Raw genomic sequence first — 20,192 nt, 5'->3', positions numbered from 1 at the left:
AGTTTGCCTAGGGCTCATAGGCAGAGTTAGCGTCGTCGGTATGAAGGCCGTGACCGAACAGGACATCCGCGCATCGTTCGTCAACTGCTCCAAGGGAGAGGCCGGGCGGCTGCCGCTGCCCCGCGATCTCGACGAGCTGCCGTGGGACGATCTCGACTTTCTGGGCTGGCGTGATCTCTCCGCCCCGGGGCGGAGCTACATCGTCACCGAGCGCGCGGACAAGTTGACCGGGATCTCGCTGCGCTTCCCCTCCCAGCAGCGTGGATTCCTCCACCGGAGCATGTGTTCGCTCTGTCTGACCACGCACCCCGGCAGCGGGGTGTCGCTGATGACCGCTCGCAAGGCGGGTCCGGCGGGGCGCGAGGGCAATTCGGTCGGGCTGTACATGTGCACCGACCTGGCCTGCTCGCTCTATGTGCGGGGGAAGAAGGCCGTGGCGTCGGGTGCCCGCTTCAAGGAGTCGCTGACCCTGGAGGAGCAGATCGACCGCACGACGGCCAATCTCTCCGCGTTCGTCGCCAAGCTCTTCTGAGCCGGGCGGGACGACCGTGCCCGCCCCGAGGGTCGTCGGGGCGGGCACGGCACGGCGTACGGACCGGCTACCGAGCGGTGCGCCGTGCGGCGACCGCCGCGTAGTCCGGCGCCGCGTTCTGCTTGCCCGTGACGCCTCCCAGGACGGTGCCCTGGTTCACCAGCCCGACCGCGTCGGGTCCGACACCGCTCTGTTCGGCGGTGACGGCCAGCGCGATGGTGTTGTCACCCTGCGGCTTCAGGAATCCGGCGGGGATGACGAACTCCTTCTGGGGTCCGACGTTGTTGACGTACTGGCCGGTGTTCCAGCCGTTGACGAAGACCTGGACGCGGTACTTGTCCGCCTTCGCACTGTCGTCGGTGATCCGCAGGCCGACCGCGGTGTCCGCGCCCTTGGGCAGGTTCAGCCGGGCCGTGGTGCGGTACCACTGCACGCCCGGGCGCTCGCTCTTGAGCGCGCCGGTGCGCGCCCAGGACGTGTCCGGTGCGCCCGGCAGGTGCCAGCCCATGCGTTCGCCGTACAGCCCTCCGTTGTTGTAGACCCCGCGCGCGGTGTCCACGGGCTTCGGCCCGCCGAGGGCGCCCTGGATCCGCCAGTCGACCTTGCCCGCTCCGGCGATGTCGACGTCGGCCAGACCCCGGCCTCCCTTGGACCGGCCGTCCGAACTCCAGTCCTCGTACTGGCCCATGTTCCGCACCAGGACCGCCAGTACGGCGGGCTTGCCCGGCTCGACCAGTCCCGCAGGGACCGTATGGGTGGCTGTGCCGTCACCCTGGGCGCCGAGGTAGCGGCCGTTCAGCCAGACGAGAGCATGGCCGGCCGTGCCGGTCCTCACCGTGACCTCGACCGTGCTGCCCGCGGTGGCCGGTGTGTAGTGGCCGCGGTACCAGGTGTCGCCCTCGTGGAATCCGTACTCGTCCGTGTCCAGCACGACTCCGGAGACCGCCCCGGGCCCGTGGCGCGGATTGGCGGCCGTGGTCCGGTCCGCCGCCGTCCAGCCCGAGTCGTCGAACGCTGCCGTCCGTTCGGGATCGGACCCGGCGGTGCGCCAGGTGTCCAGGGCCGGCAGCGACACGTCCGCGGGGCCGGGCAGGTCGGCCACGAGTGCTCCCGCGGCGTCGCGGCTCGTCGTCAGGACCCGGTTGTTCCAGGTGAGGCCGGACACGCCGGTGGGAGCGAAGACGCGCACCTGGCCCGCCTCTCGGGTGTCACCCGTCAGATCGAGCCGGGACCCGCTGACCTGGGCCGTCCGTGCGAGCTCCGGCCCCAGGACGAGCACATCGCTGCTCCCCGCGTCGAGCTGCCAGGTGTCCGCGATGCCGTCCCGGTCGGAGATCACGACCGTGAGTACGCGGCCGCCCCCCGAGACGCGCACCGTCCGGGTGCCGTCGTGCACGTAGTTGATCCGCAGGTCCTTGCGCTCCGGGTCCCAGGTGGTCTCCACCGGGGCTCCGTCCAGGGTGGTGACCTCGGGCTTCTCCTCGTAGCGCAGGACGGTCTCGCCGTCCGTGCCCTTCGCCCCGTCGAGAACCAGCAGATCGCGTCCGGCGTTCAGCTGGGTGAGCACCTGGGAGGTGGAGTAGACGAGCCGGTGGGGACCGAAGGCGTAGTCCGCCACGAGGGTCGCGGCGTCACGCCCGTCCACGGTGACCGCTGTGCCCTGTTTCTGCGGGACACGGGGGTAGGCGGCGTCGCCCGGGGGTGTACCGGGCTCCGTGGTCGGACTCGTGTCGATGGCGTCGACGGAGACGAAGGTTCCCTGGGACGCGGCCGTGCCCTTCTCGCCGGTGACGACGATCTTGAGCGTGTGCGGACCCGCACCGAGGTCGTTCGCCTCGTACAGGACCCTTTGGAAGACGGGTGACGCGGCGTAGCTGTCGACCGTCGTCTTCTTCACGCCGTCGACGTACACGTCCGCGGTGCCGTGGTTGGAGGAGTCCGGCCCGATCCAGCGCACGGTCGGTCCGTCGAAGGCGGCTTCGACGCTGTCACCGGCCACCGAGGAGAACGTCTCGTCGTCCTTGTAGTCCCCGCCGGTCCACGACTGACCGGACGCGCGGTCCCAGGAACCGGTGAACTTCAACGCTGCGGTGTCCGAGTCGTTCCAGGCGTACGAGGGATCCTCCGGCGGAACGGGAGGGGTGGCCAGGTCCAGGGGAAACGTGACCCGGCTGGTCGTGGTGTCGTTGGAATCGGGGTGGCGCAGCGTGATCAGCCGCATGCCGTTGCCCGAGACGGAGGTGTCGCCCGCCTCCTCGGTGGACAGGCGCTGCTGGGCCCTGACGGGGCCGCCGCCCGTGACGGTGACCGGCGGGGCGGTGACGGCCCGGGCCGAGGCGATCGGCTTCACGGCGTTCTGCAGGTAGCCGAATTCCTTCTGGACGGCGAGCTTCGGGGTGATCGCGCGGTTCTCGGCGATCGCCGCCCCGTAGTCGTACGAGGTGAATCCGGAGCCGGGGTCGCCGGTCCAGCCCCAGTTGGTGCCGCCGTACTCCATGTAGGAGTTGAACAGGGTGGCCCCGTTGGCGAGGTTGTTCACGGCGAACTGGCGGATGAACGCGGCGTCCGTGAACTTCGCGCACTCGTCCGTCTGGAAGTCCCGGCCCCAGGCGGTGAACGCACCGCCCTGCCCTTCGGCGATGAAGACGGGCGTGCCGGGCGAGTACCCGCGGATGCGGGTCTCGTAGTCGCTCAGTCGGCCCCGGCCGCCTGCGCAGTCGAAGCCCAGCGGATACGTGTCGAAGGCGTAGAGATCCAGCTCGGACCCACCGGGCCCGCCCGGCACGTTCCAGCCGTGGCCGTTGCCGTAGTCGTTGTGGAACAGCGGGACGGTGATGCCCTGTCCGACGACGGCGCTCTGCAGTTTCTCGATGTAGTCGATGTGCTTGGCCGAGTTGTCGATCTGCTCGTTCTCGACCTGGTAGGCGATGACGCTGCCGCCGCCGTCGGTGATCTGGTGCCTGCCGATAATGGCGTTGACGGCCTTCAGCCACTCCAGGTCGGCCGCCAGGTTCTGCGGGTCGGCCGTGCGCTGCTCACCCCCGTGGGTGGTCATGTACGCCGGCAGGCCGCCCATGCTCACCTCGGCGTTGATGTACGGGCCGGGGCGGGCAATGACGTAGAGGCCCTCCTGTTCGGCCATGGTCAGGAGCCGGTCGACGTCGCGGACGCCGGTGAAGTCGTAGGAGCCGGGTTCGCTGGAGTGGTAGCCCCAGAAGAAGTACAGCGACACGGCGTTGAAGCCGGACGCCTTGAGTTTCTGCAGGACGTCGCGCCACTGGTACGGGCTCGGCAGCCGCCAGTAGTGGAACTCGCCGGACCACACGACCAGCCGCTCGCCGTCGATCTTGAGCGACTTCTCGTCCCAGGCGACGGTGTGGGGACGGTTGTCGTTGCCGGGGAAGGGATGGCTGACGGCTGCCGCGGCGGCTGCGGGGGCTCGCGCGGACCGGTCCGCGGTGTGCGCGGACACCGGCAGGGGTGAGGCGAGGGACAGCAGGAGGCCGGTGGCCAGGCCGCCGACGACGGCGCGGCGTCGTAAGACGCCCGGCCGGTGGGGGTGGTTCGTCATGAACGCCCTTTCGCTGGTGTGCGGATGGTGCGGTTCATCCGTCGTACGGGGCCGGACCGGCCGGCCCCGTACAACGTGGTCCTCTTCTCGGGAAGAGGGTGTCCCGACTACTGCATCCGGCTCGCGGCCTGCGCGAGGAAGGTGTCGAGCACGCCGTCGCCGACCTTGGGCCGGACGCTGCCCCACGAGTTGCGCGGCGGGTCGACCCGCACGGCGCGTGCCTGGTCCTGCAGCCCCTGCGAGGCGGCGAGCAGGCGCGCGGCCGCGTCCTTGTCGCCCGTGCTCCAGGCGTCGAGCGCGTCCAGCGTCGTCACCGCCGCACCGCCCCACAGCGCGGTGGCGTCCAGCCAGGGCGCGGAGTCGGTGACGAATCCGGGCTGGACGGCGCCGCCGCGGATGGCCTCGGGAGCGTTCCTGACGGCGTTGGCGTACGGGCGCAGTTCCGCGAGGGCGCCGGTCCGGTCGCCGGCGTCCCACGAGGTCCAGAACTCCGCCGTGCGGCGGGCGAGTTCGGGAGCCTGGGGCTGCCAGGGCGTGGCGCCGAAGGTGGGCGCCAGGTGTTCGAGGTCGCCGAGGACCAGCAGGGCCTCGGTCGCCGCCCGGTCGCCGCCCGCGAGGTAGGACATGGCCCGGCGCCACTCGGAGCGTGCGTCGTAGGCCGTGTCGTTCCAGGCGAAGCCCGCCGCCCCGAAGACGGCGATCTTGCTGGCGTACGGCTGGTTCATGGGGTTCGCCACGATGCCGGTGAGGTGTGTGGACAGGCCCGCCTCACGCTTGTCGTACGGTGCGAGGAGCAGCCGCCCGCTGGTGTTCCCGTAGTCGTTGACGGGGTAGTTGTCCCACACGAACACCTTGCGGCCGAACAGCTTCGCCGCTCCTTCGGCCTGCTGGTCGGTGATGCTCGGCGGCACGACGTCGGTGCCGGTCCACATCACCTCGATCGCGGGGTCCAGCGTGGCGCGCAGGGTCTGCTTGTACGCGGTGTCGGTCAGGTCCCCGTATTCGGTCGGCACCATCTGCAGCGGCTGTGTGCCCGGGTGGGTGGCGATGAAGTCGTGCTGCAGGCCGTTGAGGAGGTCGACCTGCGCCTTGGCGGCGGCCTCGCGGCCGGGTTCGCCGAACTTCGCCCGGTCACCCTCGCAGTTCCAGCGGGTGTAGCTGATGTCGTCCAGCGGGATGGAGAACGCCCGTGTGCCCAGGTCGTACATGGCCTGGAGCTTGGCGTCGAGGTCCTTGCGGTGGGCCGCGTCGGAGTAGCAGATGGACTCGCCCGGGGAGACGGCGAAGGTGAACCGGACGTGGTTGGCGGTGGCCCGCTGCACCAGTTGGCCCAGCTCCGCGAGCTTGTCGGCGGGGTAGGGTTCGCGCCACTTGCCGCGGTGGTACGGGTCGTCCTTGGGCGCGTAGATGTAGGTGTTGGCCTTCACGTCGCCGTAGAAGTCCATCTGGTCGAGCCGCTCGGCATGTGTCCACGGCGTTCCGTAGAAGCCTTCGATGGTGCCGCGCAGCGGCATGGAGGGGAAGTCGGCGGCATACGCCCCGGCCACCTTCCAGCCCTTGCCTGCGCGCGTGAACAGCTGGCGCAGCGTCTGCACGGCGTAGAACTGTCCGGCGGCGTCCGTGCCGCCGAGGGCCGCCGACCGGCCGGGCCCGTGCCCGGAGACCCGCAGTGCGTAGCCCTCCGCGTGGTCGGGAGCCGCCGTGGTGCCGAGTGCGCGGGCGATGTCCGGACGGGTGGCGGACCCCAGCCGCACGGTGAGCAGGCCTGCGGCCGCCGCAGGTACATGACCGGGTGTCACGACGTCGACCCGGCCGGCGCCGTGCGCCTTGAGCTCGGCGACGAGGCGGTCGAGCGCCGCGGTGTCCGTCGCGTCGTCGGCGACGACGAGCACCCGGCCGGTGACGGTGGCGTCGGATCCGGAGCGGCCGATGGACTGCGGGGCGGGTGAGACCGGTGGGAGGGCGGTGGCGGTGGCACCTGCCGGACCGGCAGGCCGGGTGGCGCCGGCGGGCGATGCCAGGCACATCACGGCGGTTGCCGTGGCCAGCAGGCATGCGAGCGTGGTCACATCGCGACGTCTCACAGAGTCTCCAAGTGGTCTAAACCAGCGAAGTGTTCAGGAGAATCCCGCACCACAGCGGGGCCGTCAAGGACTTTCGTTCGATCCTGTTTGGTCTAGACGTTTAATAATGTTGGATACCGGGCGGTCGATGGGCAGACCGGTCGACCGGCTCCGCCGGCCCGGGGCCGCGGAACCGGTCGACCCGCTCCCAGGTCAGCTGATGCCGACCGTCACCTCCGAGGGGACCAGCCGCGTCCCGTCGGCCAGCCGGAACTCCAGCGTGATCCGGTGCGTGCCGGACGCCGCTTCCGCGGTGGCGCGCACGGCGACACGCTGGGCACCGCCCTCGGTTCCGCGCACCTTGAGCGTGCCGTTCGCCGGCTCCAGGAGGACTCCGTCGGGCGCGGTGGCGGACCAGTGGACGGTGTGACCGGTGAAGTCGACGTCCTGGGCCTCGACATCGAGCGCCGCGGCGTCACCGCCCGGTGCGAGCACCAGGGACGCCGGGTTGCCGAAGCCCGCCGCAGGGCTCGCGTAGGTGTCGACGACACCCTGGCGGATGCCCGCGTCGTCGTACGGTGCCTGGCCCTGCGGGCCGTTCCACCGCCACCAGGCCTGCATGTTGGGCAGGCAGATCCCGTTGAACCGGTTGCGGTGCACGAGCGCCCGGTACTCCCGGCGGGCGGCGTCGAGTTCGGCGCTGCCCGCCTGCGCCAGACCGATCCTCATGTCGGCCAGGGCGATGTCGATGTTGCGGGTCAGCCGGTCGAGCAGGGTGCGGGGCGCCGCGCCCGTCACCTGCCCGGTGGCCTCCTGGAGTGCCGCACGGGCCTGGGTGTAGTTGGTGGTGAGTACGGCGGGCCCATGGGTGTCCGGGTCGAAACGCGTCAGGTCGTAGTAGCGACGCATCGCGGCTGCCGCTCCGGTGCCGAAGCGGGCCTGGAGGTAACCGTCGAGGAAGGCGCCCGCGTCCAGGCCGCTGTCCCAGGCCAGCGCGGCGAACAGGCTCTGGACGTGTTCGTACGTGATCCAGTCGCCCGGCTCGCTGTACATCCCGTAGCCGTTGAGCCCGAGCCCCGCCTCGAAGCCGACGTCACCCGCGATGGTGGCGAGCGGGTGCACCGGCAGACTGCGCCAGCGGTAGCGCCGGTAGTACTCGTACATCGCCAACGGGCCCCGGTGCGTCGTGCGCCAGGCCCGCAGCGCGTTGGCGAACGACACGTTCGCACTGATCGCGGGGTCGCCGAGGTGGCCGTCGTAGTTCCGGGAGTACGGGGCGAAGTCCACGATGACCTCGGGGTCGCTCGCGTACTCCGGGTCGGGCGGCCGCACCGTGGAGGCGTACGCGATCCGTTCGACCCGGACGCCGGGCAGTTCTTCCCGCAGCACCCGGACGAGCTCGTTGACCACCACCGATTCCGCGTTGGCGGGGCTGCCGTAGCGGTCGAGAACGGGCTTCTGGAAGGCACCGACGTCCGGCGGCCAGCAGTCGAAGACGGTGATCTCCGGGCGCTCCCGGAGGAAGCCGACGACCTTGGCCACGTACGCGTCCAGGGCCTCGGGGTTGTAGATGTCGAAGAGCGGTCCGCCGGATTCGTAGAACTGCGGGTAGTCGGCCTCCGGCAGGAAGCTGTCGTAGCCGTGGCCGCCGGTCTCGATACGCAGGGCGCGCTTGCCCGCCTCACGGACCAGCACGTCGCGCACCCCGTCGTACGTCGTGACGCCGAGGCCCAGGTAGTCCGTCGGGTAGACGAAGGTGTTCAGCCGGTTCTTCGCCATCCAGTCCAGCAGCGGCGGCAGGCTTGCCGCGGTGTGGCTGAAACCCTCCTCGGCGTACTGCCGTCGCAGCTGCGAGCCCGGGCGGTCGGTGAGGCGCACGGGCGGAAGGCCGAGCGTACGGCTGCCCGGTACGTACTCGTGGTGGCCCTCGTACGCGGGGAAGGCGGGGGCGAAGAAGCGCACGCCGGTCCGTTCCAGGAGGGCGTAGACGGCGTACAGCGGAGCCCGGTCACCGGTGCCGGTCAGCAGGAGGCAGGTGTCGTCACCGAGGAGGGTGAAGGAGTCCTCGGGGGCGCCGGCGAGTTCACGGCCGGCGTCCGCGAGCGCGGCCGCGGGTATGCCGTCCCGTCCGCCGGTCCCCGCGCGCAGCGCCACGAGGCCGGTGACACCCTCGGGCAGGGCGGTTCCGGGATCGGGGACGGCGCGCAGCGGGAGGCGGGCGCCGGTGATCCGGTAGAGGTAGTCGCGCAGTTCGGTGGCGGCGAACTGCGCGCTGCCACTGCCCCACCAGAGCACCGAGGCGCGGGCCCGGCCGCCGGAGGCCACCCGGAGCGGGGCACCGACGGCCTGTGCGGTGGCTGCCGTGGCCTCGGTGGCGGTGATCCCCGGCAGGAGGGCCGCGCCGGCCAGGCCGGCCGTCCCCACGAGGAATCCGCGCCGTCTCATGGCGCTCGATGCGGTGGTGCGGTCTTCGTGCGAGGCGTCGTTCATGAGCGGTCCGCCTTTCCGGCTGCGGCGTAGAGGTCGCCGAGGTAGTAGTCCGATGCCTTGCCCGCGTTGGGCAGCTTCCCCATGCGGTTGAAGACCCCGGCCAGCTCGTCGAACCAGCCGTCGACCGTGCCGTCCTGGGTGAGCTTCGTCAGCTCGGACGAGGGCAGGATCTTCACGTACTTCGTGGAGCCCTTGAGCTGACCGGCCGGCAGCTTCAGGAAGTCCGCGGCGACGGTCTCCGACTCCTCCGGATGCGCCGCGATCCAGTCACCGGCCTCCTTCAGCACCCCGGTCACCTTCTTGACGAGTTCGGGATCCCCCGAGGCCAGCTTCGGCTGCGTGACGAAGACATTGGGGAAGGTCAGCTTGGGGTAGTAGTCCTGCGTCTCGCTGATCTCCTTGAGACCGGGGACGTTCTTCTTCATCGTGTCGATCAGCGGGTACCAGGTGGCGGCCGCGTCGACCTGGCCGGAGGAGAACGCCGTGACGACGGTCGAGGCGTCCATGGCGACCTTGGTGACGTCGTCCGGCTTCAGACCGGCTTCGTTGAGCGCCAGGTTGAGGATCATGTCGCCGGAGGTGCCTTCGGCGACGGCCACCTTCTTGCCCTTGAGGTCGGCCGGCTTCTCGATGCCGGAGCCGGGCCGGGCGATGACCCGGTCGGCGAGGCCCAGCATGTTGACGGAGACGATGGACGCGCGGCCGGAGGCGGGCAGCCAGAGGGCGCCCGGGCCGAGGTAGCCGAAGTCCAGGCTGCCGGACCCGAGAGCCGTGACCTGGAGCGGCCCGTTGGTGAAGACCTTCAGCTCGGGGGTGACGCCCGCCTTCTTCCACAGCCCCTGCTTCTGGGCGACGGCCAGTGCGACGGAGCCGCTGTAGTCGGCGATGTAACCGAACTTGATCTTCTGCGGTCCGCCCCCGGCGGCGTCCGAGGAGTCGTCCCCGCAGGAGGTGGCGGTGGAGACGAGCGCCAGGGCCAGAAGCAGTCCGGCGGTTCGGCGGCGGACGGCGGGGATCGACTTCATGACAGCATTCCTTCGAGCGGGGCGGGCTGGTGGTGGACGGCGTGCCAGACCTGGGTACGCAGTTCGGCGAACTCGGGTGACAGGCGCTGTTCCTCGGTACGCGGATAAGGAAGCGAGACCGGGATGATCGTGTGGATGCGGCCCGGGCGGGCCGCCATGACGACGACACGGTTGGCGAGGAAGACCGCCTCGTCGACGTCGTGGGTGATGAACATGACGGTGCGCCGGTCGCGTCCCCAGGTGTCCAGGAGCGATTCCTGCATCCGGACCCGGGTGAGCGAGTCGAGCGCGCCGAAGGGTTCGTCCATGAGGAGGACCTTGGGGTCCACTGCGTAGGCGCGGGCGATGGCGCAGCGCTGTTTCATGCCTCCGGAGAGCGTCTTGGGCAGGGAGTCGGCGAAGTCGGTGAGGCCGACGAGTTCGATGACCTCACGGGCCCTGCGCCGGCGCTCCGCCTTCTTGACGCCCGCGACCTTGAGTCCGTACTCGACATTGGCGGTGACGGTCATCCAGGGGAAGAGCGCGTACTGCTGGAAGATGACGCCCCGTTCGGGGGCGGGCCCGTGGACGGGTGCGCCGTCGACGGTGACTTCTCCGTCGGTGGCGTCCAGGAGTCCGGCGGCGATGTTCATCAAGGTGCTCTTGCCGCAGCCGGACGGGCCTACGACGGTGACGAACTCGCCGTCGTCGATGTCGAGGCTGACTCGGTCCAGGGCCAGGAATTCCCCGCCCTTGACCGCGAAGTCCCGTGTCACGTCTTTGAATTGGATGGTGGGCATGGTTACCGCCGTTCCTGCCAGTGAGTGAGCCGGCGCTCGGCGAGAAGGAGCAGCCGGTCCATGGCGAGTCCGATCGCGCCGATCGCGATGAGCTGGACGAAGATGGTCGGCAGGTCGTAGTAGACCTGCGCCTGCTGCATCCGGTAGCCCAGCCCGCCCTGGGCCGCGATGAGTTCGGCGGCCACGACGGTCGCCCAGGAGGCGCCGAGCCCGATCCGCATGCCGACCAGGATGAACGGGGTGGAGGCGGGCACGACGACGCCGAGGAAGACCTGCGGGTCGCGGGCGCCGAGCACCCGGGCCGCGTTGACGAGGGTGACGTCGACGGAGACGACCCCCTGGAAGGTGGAGACGACACAGGACAGGAACGAGGCCAGGAAGATGACGAAGATCTTCGGGGTCTCGTCGATGCCCATGAGGACGATGGCGAGCGGGATGATCGCGAGCGGCGGCACCATGCGGAAGAACTGCAGCCAGGGTTCGATCAGCCTGCGGACGACCGGGTACCAGCCCATGAGGAAGCCGACGGGAATCGCCAGGGCGACACCGAGGACATAGCCGATGAGGACGCGTTTCAGGCTGGCGCCCGCGTCTTCGAGGAGCGTGCCGTCGGCGATGAGATCACCTGCGCGGCGGGCCACGGCGACGGGGCCGGGGAAGCCCTCGATGCCGCTGTTGGCGAGCACCACCCAGACCAGCAGCCCCAGCACGGCGGAGGCGAGGCCGAGCAGGGTGTTGGCGACCCGGCCGGTTCCCCGCTTCTTCCTGGTGCCGCGCGCCTCCTTCGGGGACGACGGTTTCGTGCCCTGCGGGCCCGGTGGACTCGTCCGTTGTTCCTCGACGGTTTCGGTCGGTGTCTTCATGCCACTTCCTCCGCGACGCCGTCGACGTCCGCGGCCCGGTCGCCGCCGATGTCGGCCATGTAGCTCATCCAGGTGTAGGCCGGGTCGCCGCGGCGCAGCAGCTCGCGGTAGAGCCGGACGGTGAGATCGCGCCGGACCTCCGCGTAGGCGGGCGCTTCGTACACGTTGTGAAGTTCGTGCGGGTCGGTCTCCAGGTCGTACAGCTCGTGCACGCTCTCCGGGTTGTGCACCAGCTTGTGGCGCCGGTCGCGGAGCATGCGCTGGGAGTACGGGAAGTGGTGGCCGTGGAACTCGGCGACGATCTCGTCGCGGGTGTCCCCGGCTCCGGCCCCGTTGAGCAGGGGCAGCAGGCTGGTGCCGTCGCACAGCTCGGGCACGGGTGCCCCGGCCAGTTCGAGAATGGTCGGGTTGAGGTCGATGAGGGAGGCGAAGTCGTCGCTGACCTGGGCGGGGGCGCCGGGGACGCGGGCGATGCCGGGGATGTTGTAGATGTCCTCGTACATCGCCGGGCCCTTGTCGTTGAGCCGGTGGGCCCCGGTGAACTCGCCGTGGTCGGCGGTGAAGAAGACCGCGGTGTCGTCCCACAGGCCGTGCCCCTTGAGCGCCTCGATCAGCCGGCCGGCCTGGTGGTCGATCATCGTGACGTAGCCCCAGTAGACGGCGATGAGCTTGCGCCAGGCGGCGGCGTCGAAGGCGTCCGAGGACCAGTACGCGCTGTACTGGCGCTGTACCTCGGGCTTCCCTGCGAAGGTCTCGGCCATCGAGGCCGGGAGGGGCACGTCGTCGGGGTCGTACAGGTCGTAGTAGCTGTCCGGGATCAGGTAGGGCAGATGCGGTCCGTACCAGTGGCAGGACAGCATGAACGGTGTGCCGTTCGCCTTCCAGTCGGCGGCGTAGCGGTCGAGCAGGCCGAGCGTGCGGTCGGTGAGGAAGGCCTCGATGGTGGCCTCGGCGGGCTGCTGGAGCCGGCCCGCGATGAGGTGGCCGCGGCCGGTGCCGTTGGCTGCGGTCCCGAAGACGGGCTCGCGTACCGAGAAGGGCGGGAAGCCGTTGTCCTCCAGCCACTTCTCGTACGAGGGATGGTGGACGGGGTTGAGCGCGCCGGGCAGGTGCTCGCCGTCCAGGCCGTAGAACTCGGGGCCGCGCTCGCGGCCGATGTGCCACTTGCCGACATGGCCGACCGCGTAGCCCTGGTCCTTCAACTGGCTCCAGAGCATGGGGTCTTCGTCGGAGAGCTCGTCCTTGCTCCCTCCGTTGCGTTCGGGGTTGTTCAGCATGCCGTGGCGGAAGGGGTGCAGGCCGGTGGCCAGCGAGGCGCGGGCCGGGGTGCAGATCGCGGTCGGGGTGTAGAAGCGGTCGAAGCGGGTCCCCTCGGCCGCGAGGGCGTCCAGGGCCGGGGTGTCGACGAGTGGGTTGCCGTAACAGCCCAGGGTGTCGACCCGGTGCTGGTCGGTCATCAGGAACAGGACGTTGCGCGGGGCCACTCGGTGCCGCCCTTTCGGTGGTCGCTCACGGTGCTGCAGGGGGCCGGCCGGCAGTCCGTCGGGTGACGTCCCGACGCGTGCCGGTGCGGGCAATTGACCGGAACTGTAGGGACGTCGAGTTTTTTACGTCAACCCTCGGGAATAAACATTGTGTGAATTCGTCCCGGACGTTGACAGAAACCCCTTGACCGATCGACCATGCGTCCATGACGGAACGAACCGATGCACTCCAACGCCTGCGCAGGGCCAACGAAGCCGCCGTACTCGGTGAGCTCCGCAGGTCGGGCGCGCTGAGCCGCGGCGAGCTGAAGGCACGGGTCGGTCTCTCCCGCACCACCCTGTTCGCGATCGTGTCCGACCTGCTCGAACGCAGGGCCGTCGTCGAGCAGCAGGCTCCCGACCCCGAGCAGCCGCGCGGACGCGGCAGGCCGGCCCTGGAGATCTCGCTCAACTCCCGTGGCGCCGAACTGATCGGCATCGATCTCCAGCGCCACCACATCCACGTGGTCGTGGCCAACTGCGCCCACGAGATCGTCGGCCGCCACAGCGCGCCCGTCCCGGCGGACAGCGGCGCGGCCGAACGGGCCGCACAGGCGATCCGCGCCGTCGAGGACCTGGTGCGGCGCGAGAACATCAGCCTCGCCCCCGTCGCGGGCATCGGCCTCGGCCTTCCCGGCTTCGTGCAGAACCCCGCCTCCGGTGACCCGCGCACCATGACGCCGTTCGCCGGCCATGTCGCCGAGGAGCTGGGCCGGCACTTCGACGCCCCCGTGCTCACCGACAACAACTCGCGGCTCGCGGCTCTCGCCGAGGTGACCTGGGGAGCGGCGCGCGGGATTGAGAACGCCGTCTATCTGCGCTGGTCGGAAGGGGTCGGTGGCGGACTCGTGGTCAACGGCTCGCTGGTCCACGGCGCCCATGGCACCGCCGGGGAGATCGGCCACACCAGCTGCGACCCCGAGGGAAAGCCCTGCCACTGCGGTGGCCGGGGCTGTCTGGAGGGCCTCATCTCCGTCCCCGCTCTGCTCGCCGCCTGCGCCGATCGCGGGGTGACGGCCGCGGACGCCGCGGAACTGATCGCGCTCGCCGCCGAGGGCCAGCCGGACACCGCGGAGGTGTTCCGGAGCGCGGCCGTCGTCGCGGGACGGGTGCTCGCCGCCCTCGCCGCCCAGGTCGACCCCGAGTGCATCGTCGTCTACGGGGAACCGGCCTCCCTCGACGCTCTCGTCCTCACACCGATCCGCGAGCAGCTCGCCGCGCTGTCCCTGCCGTCCGCGCCTCGCACCATCGAGGTACGCGGATCCACTCTCGGCGGCGAGGCTGCCGCGCTCGGCGGGGTGGCCCTGCTGCTCCGCACCACAGGCCAGGACCTCGCGGAACTCCTCGACCGCCCGGCCCCCGGCGCGGATGCCGGGGCCGGCCGGCCGCTCGACGGGGGGATCTCACGGTGAACGCCTGCTGCGGGCCCGCCCGCGAGAACACCGCGCCGGCCGCAACCACTCCCCCGGCGGACTTCCCCGTCCCCGCGCGACGCCCCGCCGACCTGCTCCGCGGCATGGTGGCGGTACCCGGCGGTCCGTTCCTGATGGGCGGCGAGGACGAGGACGCGTTCCAGGCGGACGGCGAGGGGCCGGTGCGGGAGGTGACCGTCGCCCCGTTCCGCATCGACGCGGCCGCCGTCACCAACGCCCGCTTCGCCGTCTTCGTCAAGGCCACCGGCTACCGCACCGAGGCCGAACTCATCGGCTGGTCCTACGTGTTCGGCTCCTTCGTCCCGCAGGAGGCCCGGCATGCCGTGCTGCCGGGCACCGTGCCCGGCGCCCCCTGGTGGCGCGCGGTCACCGGAGCGCACTGGCGCGCCCCCGAGGGGCCGGGCACCTCGATCGGCGACCGCCGTGACCACCCGGTGGTCCACATGTCGTGGCACGACGCGACGGCGTACGCCCGCTGGGCCGGCAAGCGGCTGCCCACCGAGGCCGAGTGGGAGAAGGCGGCACGCGGCGGACTCGTCCGGGCACGCTTCCCGTGGGGCGACGAGCTGACCCCGAACGGCCGGCACCGCTGCAACATCTGGCAGGGCGACTTCCCCGTACGCAACACCCGCGAGGACGGCTTCGCGGGCACCGCACCCGCCAAGGCGTACGCCCCCAACGGCTTCGGGCTCTACAACACCTCGGGCAATGTCTGGGAGTGGTGCGCCGACCGGTTCAGCGCCGACTGGCACGCCGAAGCCCGCCCGGAGACCCGCTCGGACCCGGCCGGGCCGCCACACGGCGAGAGCCGGGTGCTGCGCGGCGGCTCGTACCTGTGCCACCGCTCGTACTGCAACCGCTACCGGATCGCCGCCCGCACATCCAACACCCCCGACAGCACGACGGGCCACGGCGGGTTCCGCTGCGCGGTCACCCTCTGACCCCCCGCATCGCGAGTCGCGCACATCCGGCTATCCTGGCCGCCGCACCGGACACGGGGTGCCCCTCAGGGGGCTGAGAACACACCCGTCGAACCTGAACCAGTTAGCACTGGCGGAGGGATGTCTCATGTCATTGCCGTATGCCCAGGACCGGCACACAGCCGTCGAAGCACAGCCCGCATTCGACGGGCGCATGCCCACCGCCCCCGGCGACCTGCGCATCGAGGCGCACGGCATAGCCCCCGTACCCGAGGACCGCCGTTACGGCGGCCCCGGACGGCTGTTCACCGTCTGGTTCGCCCCCAACCTGACCATGACCGGGGTCTTCACCGGCACGGTCGGCATCGCGCTGGGCCTGGACTTCACCACGGCGCTCGCCGCCGTGGTGCTCGGAACGCTCGTGGGGGCCGCGCCCACCGCGTATCTGGGCACCTGGGGCAGCCAGACGGGTGCCGGTCAACTCCCGCTCGCACGGCTGGCGTTCGGCCGCGGTGTCGTACTGCCCGGCGCGCTGCAGTGGTTGTCGTCCATCGCCTGGGACGCGCTGATCGGCCTGTTCGGAGGGGACGCGCTGGCCCAGCTGTGCGGCTGGCCGTTCTGGCTCGGAGTGCTGGTCATGATGGCCGCCCAGGGCGCACTCGGCGTCCTGGGGTACGAGGTGATCCACCGGCTCCAGACGGTGATGACGTTCGCTCTGGCCGCCGCCTTCATCGTGCTCGCCACGAAGCTCCTGCACGGCGTCCAACCCGTCACCACCGGCTCGGTGCACGGTGCCGACCGGGCGGGCGCGTTCGTCCTGACCTGCACCATCGCGCTGAGTCTCGCACTGTCCTGGGCCCCGTACGCCAGTGACTTCAGCCGCTATCTGCCGCGCACCACGTCCCGGCCGCGCATGTTCTGGTGCACGCTGCTCGGCATCGGTGCCTCCTTCGTGGCGGTCCAGGCCCTCGGCCTGTGGGGGGCGTCCGTCTTCACCGATCAGACCGCGCGCGGCATCGACACACTGCTCGGCGGCGGCGCTCTCGGAGCGTTCGGGCTGCTCTCCGTGGCCCTCGCAGCACTGTGCAGCAACGCCATGAACGACTACAGCGGATCGCTGGCGTTGCAGACCATGGGGGTCCGCCTGCCGCGCCCCGTCGCCGCGGCACTCGCCGCCGTACTCGGTTTCCCCCTCGTGCTGTGGATGCACGCGGCCGACACCACGACACGTTTCCAGAACGTCCTGCTCCTCGTCGGCTACTGGATCCCCGCATTCGTCGCGATCGTCGCCGTCGACTGGACCGTCCGGGCGCGGTCCCGCAACGGTTCCCCCATCGACCTGGCCGACGAGAGCTCCCGCCGGCAGCCGTGGTGGCCGGCGCCGACCGCCTTCGTCCTCGGCTTCGCAGCGGCGACACCGTTCATGAACACCAGCCTGTACGTGGGTCCGGCCGCCGACGCGCTGCACGGGGCGGACCTCGCCTACGGCGTGGCGTTCCTCGTGGCCCTGGCGGTCTACACCCCGCTACGGCTGCGCCTCCGGCCCTGACGGCGCATGACATTTCGCCGCAGGGCCGGCTCCGCAGGCGGGCCTCAGGTCCGGTTTCGGGGCCGGAGCCTCAGCCGTTGGCCAGGGTGCGGCCGAGAAGGGGCAGCAGACGGTCCCAATGGCGTTGCAGCGCGGCAGGGTCGAAGGCATCGGTGTCGGACATGGTGAAGCCGTGAATCGTGCCGGGGTAGATCTCGGAGGTGTAGGCGACACCCGCGGCGTCCAGGAGCTGGTTGAGCTCGCCGAGGGTCCCGGGAGTCATGTCCGTCCCGGCGTGGCCGAAGTGGACCTCGCCGGTGAGACGGCTGAGGCTGCCGGGCCCGTCGGCGCCCACGGGGCCGTGGAATCCGGCGACAGCGGCCACCTTGCCCGGATGGGCCGCGGCGGTACGCACCGCCAGGAGGCCGCCTACGCAGTAGCCGGTCACCGCGACCGGTCCGGCGCCGACTTCGGGCCGGGCGGTGAGGAACCCGAGGTAGGCGTCGGCGTCGCTCAGGGCACGTTCGACGGTGTGCGCCTCGATCAGGGGCATCAACTGCTCGAACAGCTTCGCCCGGACCTCGTCCCCGATGTGCTCGGGAAGTTCGATCACCGGCGCCGGGCCGTTCCGGTAGAAGATGTTGGGGACGAGCACGTAGTACCCGTGCGACGCCAGTTCGCGGGCCATCTCCCGCAGCGCGGGCCTGATCCCGAAGCCGTCCGCGTACATCAGGACACCCGGGAACCGCTCGCCACCGTCGGGAAAGGCGGCGAAAGCGTCGGCGAGGCCGTCCGCCGTGGGAATGTGCAACGTCTTGCTGGGCATGAGCTCTCCTGTCGTGGTTGACGTGTCGAGTTCTGATCAACACGACAGGAGGCGGAGCCCGCGCGGCAGCGCCGGATCCGTGTTCCCGCAGCGGGCCGGTACCGGCCCGTGCGGCGCTCAGAGGAGCGCCGGGTAGCCGATCCGTGTGTGGCGCAGTGCCGTCCCGGTAGTCATCGCCTCACAACGTAGCCCACCGGCCGGAACCGATGCCAGGTCCCCGGACCCCCGCGCTGTTCCCACTCCACTGACCACTTCCGCACGGAGAGATACTGAGTACTATCTCAGTATGAGTACGTACGCACCAAGAGAGAGCCGCCGAGACCCGCGGTGGCCCGCCCCGGGCGTTGCTGGAGTACGACGATGAGCGCCCGCGACGACGAGGTTCCCGACGCCCGGTCACTGCTGAACTCGCTCGCCGAGGTGATCGGCCCACTGCTGGACCGTACGGCCGCGATCTTCGCGCGCCACCAGGTGCCGTTCTCCCAGGCCGATCTGCTGGTACAGATGAACGAGATGGGCGGACCGCGCCGGATGACCGTCCTCGCCCGGGCCCACGGGGTGGTGCCGCGAACCCTGACGTCCCTGGTCGACGGGCTGGAGAAGCGGGGACTCGCCACCCGCACCCCCGACCCCGACGACCGCCGGGTCGTTCTCGTCTCGCTGACGGAGAAGGGTGAGGCCCTGATGCGGCAGATCGACGAGACATCCGCACAGCTGGCCGACGAGATCTTCGCGCAGGTACCGGCCGATGACCGGGTGGCACTGGCGAAGCTGCTGTGCGGACTCCGCGTCCAGAGCACCCCTGGGGAACCGGAGTCATGACCGTCGGGAGCAACACGCCTGCGGTTGTCCTCACCAGGGCCCGGAGCCGACGGCGTTGGGCCGGTCTCGCCGTCGTGGCGTCGGCGCAACTCGTGGCCATGCTCGACGAGACGGTCATCAACATCGCACTGCCCTCCGCGCAGAAGTCGCTGGGCATGGCGTCTGCCGACCGCCAGTGGATCATCACGGCCTACACCTTGGCCTTCGGCAGCCTGCTCCTCTTCGGTGGCCGATTGACCGACCGTTTCGGCCCCAGGCGCACCTTCATGGTGGGCATCACCGGCTTCGCCCTCACGTCCGCCGTCGGCGGCAGCGCCACCGGCGGCGGCATGCTCATCGCCGCCCGCGCGTTGCAGGGCGCCTTCGCGGCCGTCCTCTCCCCCTCCACGCTGTCGATGGTCACCGCTCTCTTCGACGACAGGAAGGAACGGGCGAAAGCCTTCGGCGTCTACAGCGGCATCATCGCCGGCGGAGCCGTCCTCGGCCTGCTGATCGGCGGCCTGGTCACCCAGTATCTGTCCTGGCGCTGGTGCCTGTTCATCAACGTACCCATCGCCGCTCTCGCGCTCGCCGCGGCCCCGGTGCTGCTCCCGGACGTCCGGGGCGACCGCGCCGCCCGGCCGAACGTGCAGGACGTCGTGCTGACCGTCGCCGGCATGGCCTCGCTGGTCCTCGGATTCTCCGAGGTGGAGGGGCACGGCTGGGGATCGGCCCGGGTACTCGTACTGCTCGCGCTCTCCGCCGTCCTGCTCACCGGATTCGTGCTGCGGCAGGCGCGCGCCCGGCAGCCTTTCCTGCCACTGCGGGTGGTGCGCGACCGCAACCGCGCGGGCGCCTTCCTCGCCGTGGCGCTCGCGGAGTTCGGCCTGCTGGGGATCTCGCTGTTCGCGTCCTACCAGCTCCAGGTGATCATGCACTACAGCCCCGTCGAGGCGGGTCTGGCCTTCCTGCCCATGGTCGCGGTGACCGTGGTCGCGGCCACCCAGGTCGCGGCCCGGCTGATGCCGCGGGTGCCCTCCCGCTGGCTGATCGGGCCCGGCCTGCTGTGTATCGCGGCAGGCGTCGCGATGTTCAACCTGATGTCCACGGACAGCACGTATCCGGGCACGATCCTGCCGACCTGGACCGTGCTCGGTCTCGGGCTGGGGCTGATCACTCCGTCCGCGACCCATACGGTCATGTACGGCACGCTGCCGAACGACCGCGGCATCACGGCCGCGTTCCGCACCACCTCCCAGCAGGTGGGCGGTTCCGTGGGGCTGGCACTCGCCAACACCGTCGCGGCCGGCGCGATCGCGTCCTTCGTCACCGCCCATCCCACTGGGCACACGTCCGCGGACTACACGGCTAAGGCTCTGGTGCATGGCACGGCGGTGGCCGCCACCTGGTCCGGCATCCTCATCGCCGTGGGCACGATCGCGGTGTTCTGGCTCGTCAACTCCCGCCCCGAAGCCAAGGATCCGGTCCCGGTCGTGGAATAGGGCCGGTCATCGGAGGCTCAGGGACTGTTCCCGGGCCCGCCCCTCGCGGTCGGCTTCCTCGAGATCGCTGGCCGACGAGGCCCAGGGCGCTCCGCTTCCGTCCAGGCCGCGAAAACGGCCGGGAAACGACCGGGAGAACGGCTGGCAGAATCGTCGCGGGAACGGTCGCGAAAACGATCGTGGGCCGTTTCGGATTGATCCGAAACGGCCCCACGATCTACGACTCTTTCAAGTCGGGACGACAGGATTTGAACCTGCGACCCCTTGACCCCCAGTCAAGTGCGCTACCAAGCTGCGCCACGTCCCGCTGCCAGTCCCCCGGTGTTCCCGGGCGGC

The 20,192-nt window shown here is 70.6% G+C and carries 14 protein-coding genes, 1 tRNA gene and 1 riboswitch; of the genes, 6 read left to right on the top strand and 9 right to left on the bottom strand.

Annotation, left to right across the window (positions count from 1 at the left end; genetic code table 11):
- Nucleotides 1-40: 40 nt before the first annotated feature.
- Nucleotides 41-532 (top strand): FBP domain-containing protein, encoded by a 492-nt coding sequence (locus ABT025_RS11945; protein ID WP_350992693.1) that lies wholly within the window; start codon nucleotides 41-43, stop codon nucleotides 530-532.
- 67 nt (nucleotides 533-599) lie between these two features.
- Here the strand turns inward: ABT025_RS11945 and ABT025_RS11940 are convergent, their stop codons facing one another.
- From ABT025_RS11940 to ABT025_RS11910, 7 genes are all read right to left on the bottom strand, one after another.
- Nucleotides 600-4,103: a beta-galactosidase gene (locus ABT025_RS11940; protein ID WP_350992691.1), complete on the bottom strand. Its 3,504-nt coding sequence runs from the start codon at nucleotides 4,101-4,103 to the stop codon at nucleotides 600-602.
- 107 nt (nucleotides 4,104-4,210) lie between these two features.
- Nucleotides 4,211-6,130 carry a glycoside hydrolase family 84 protein gene (locus tag ABT025_RS11935; protein ID WP_350992828.1) on the bottom strand — a complete coding sequence of 640 codons (1,920 nt, stop codon included), beginning with the start codon at nucleotides 6,128-6,130 and terminating at the stop codon, nucleotides 4,211-4,213.
- Nucleotides 6,131-6,379: 249 nt separating this feature from the next.
- Nucleotides 6,380-8,656 (bottom strand): DUF4838 domain-containing protein, encoded by a 2,277-nt coding sequence (locus ABT025_RS11930; protein WP_350992689.1) that lies wholly within the window; start codon nucleotides 8,654-8,656, stop codon nucleotides 6,380-6,382.
- The gene (locus tag ABT025_RS11925; protein ID WP_350992687.1) at nucleotides 8,653-9,681 is read right to left on the bottom strand and encodes an aliphatic sulfonate ABC transporter substrate-binding protein; all 1,029 of its coding nucleotides are present in this window, start codon (nucleotides 9,679-9,681) and stop codon (nucleotides 8,653-8,655) included. The genes ABT025_RS11930 and ABT025_RS11925 overlap by 4 nt, the downstream gene beginning before the upstream one ends.
- On the bottom strand, nucleotides 9,678-10,460 hold the full coding sequence (locus tag ABT025_RS11920) for an ABC transporter ATP-binding protein (protein WP_350992685.1): 783 nt from the start codon (nucleotides 10,458-10,460) through the stop codon (nucleotides 9,678-9,680). Before ABT025_RS11920 ends, ABT025_RS11925 begins: the two co-directional genes overlap by 4 nt.
- Nucleotides 10,461-10,462: 2 nt before the next feature.
- The gene (locus tag ABT025_RS11915) at nucleotides 10,463-11,323 is read right to left on the bottom strand and encodes an ABC transporter permease (protein ID WP_350992683.1); all 861 of its coding nucleotides are present in this window, start codon (nucleotides 11,321-11,323) and stop codon (nucleotides 10,463-10,465) included.
- Nucleotides 11,320-12,807 carry a sulfatase family protein gene (locus tag ABT025_RS11910; protein ID WP_350992679.1) on the bottom strand — a complete coding sequence of 496 codons (1,488 nt, stop codon included), beginning with the start codon at nucleotides 12,805-12,807 and terminating at the stop codon, nucleotides 11,320-11,322. Before ABT025_RS11910 ends, ABT025_RS11915 begins: the two co-directional genes overlap by 4 nt.
- A 206-nt stretch (nucleotides 12,808-13,013) precedes the next feature.
- On the opposite strand from ABT025_RS11910, the gene ABT025_RS11905 reads away from it, so the two are divergent.
- The 3 genes from ABT025_RS11905 to ABT025_RS11895 all read left to right on the top strand — a co-directional run bounded on the left by ABT025_RS11905 (nucleotide 13,014) and on the right by ABT025_RS11895 (nucleotide 16,748).
- The gene (locus ABT025_RS11905) at nucleotides 13,014-14,258 is read left to right on the top strand and encodes an ROK family transcriptional regulator (protein WP_350992677.1); all 1,245 of its coding nucleotides are present in this window, start codon (nucleotides 13,014-13,016) and stop codon (nucleotides 14,256-14,258) included.
- Nucleotides 14,255-15,220 carry a formylglycine-generating enzyme family protein gene (locus tag ABT025_RS11900; RefSeq protein WP_350992675.1) on the top strand — a complete coding sequence of 322 codons (966 nt, stop codon included), beginning with the start codon at nucleotides 14,255-14,257 and terminating at the stop codon, nucleotides 15,218-15,220. Before ABT025_RS11905 ends, ABT025_RS11900 begins: the two co-directional genes overlap by 4 nt.
- A 44-nt stretch (nucleotides 15,221-15,264) precedes the next feature.
- A riboswitch (TPP riboswitch) is annotated at nucleotides 15,265-15,358 on the top strand.
- Nucleotides 15,348-16,748 (top strand): purine-cytosine permease family protein, encoded by a 1,401-nt coding sequence (locus tag ABT025_RS11895; RefSeq protein ID WP_350992673.1) that lies wholly within the window; start codon nucleotides 15,348-15,350, stop codon nucleotides 16,746-16,748. It overlaps the preceding riboswitch by 11 nt.
- A 70-nt stretch (nucleotides 16,749-16,818) precedes the next feature.
- Here ABT025_RS11895 and ABT025_RS11890 read toward each other — a convergent pair whose 3' ends face one another.
- On the bottom strand, nucleotides 16,819-17,553 hold the full coding sequence (locus ABT025_RS11890) for a dienelactone hydrolase family protein (RefSeq protein ID WP_350992671.1): 735 nt from the start codon (nucleotides 17,551-17,553) through the stop codon (nucleotides 16,819-16,821).
- Between the two features lie 360 nt (nucleotides 17,554-17,913).
- On the opposite strand from ABT025_RS11890, the gene ABT025_RS11885 reads away from it, so the two are divergent.
- A complete protein-coding gene (locus ABT025_RS11885; protein WP_350992669.1) occupies nucleotides 17,914-18,375 on the top strand; it encodes a MarR family winged helix-turn-helix transcriptional regulator in 462 nt (153 codons plus the stop codon).
- Nucleotides 18,372-19,856, top strand: coding sequence for an MFS transporter (locus ABT025_RS11880; protein ID WP_350992667.1), 1,485 nt, complete (start codon nucleotides 18,372-18,374; stop codon nucleotides 19,854-19,856). Before ABT025_RS11885 ends, ABT025_RS11880 begins: the two co-directional genes overlap by 4 nt.
- A 233-nt stretch (nucleotides 19,857-20,089) precedes the next feature.
- Here the strand turns inward: ABT025_RS11880 and ABT025_RS11875 are convergent.
- A tRNA-Pro gene (locus ABT025_RS11875) sits at nucleotides 20,090-20,163 on the bottom strand.
- Nucleotides 20,164-20,192: the final 29 nt, after the last annotated feature.

This window comes from Streptomyces sp. NPDC002809, from assembly GCF_040295435.1.
GTDB lineage: Bacteria > Actinomycetota > Actinomycetes > Streptomycetales > Streptomycetaceae > Streptomyces.
The sequence above is the reverse complement of the archived record's forward strand: the minus strand, read 5'-3'. Positions and strand labels throughout refer to the sequence as shown.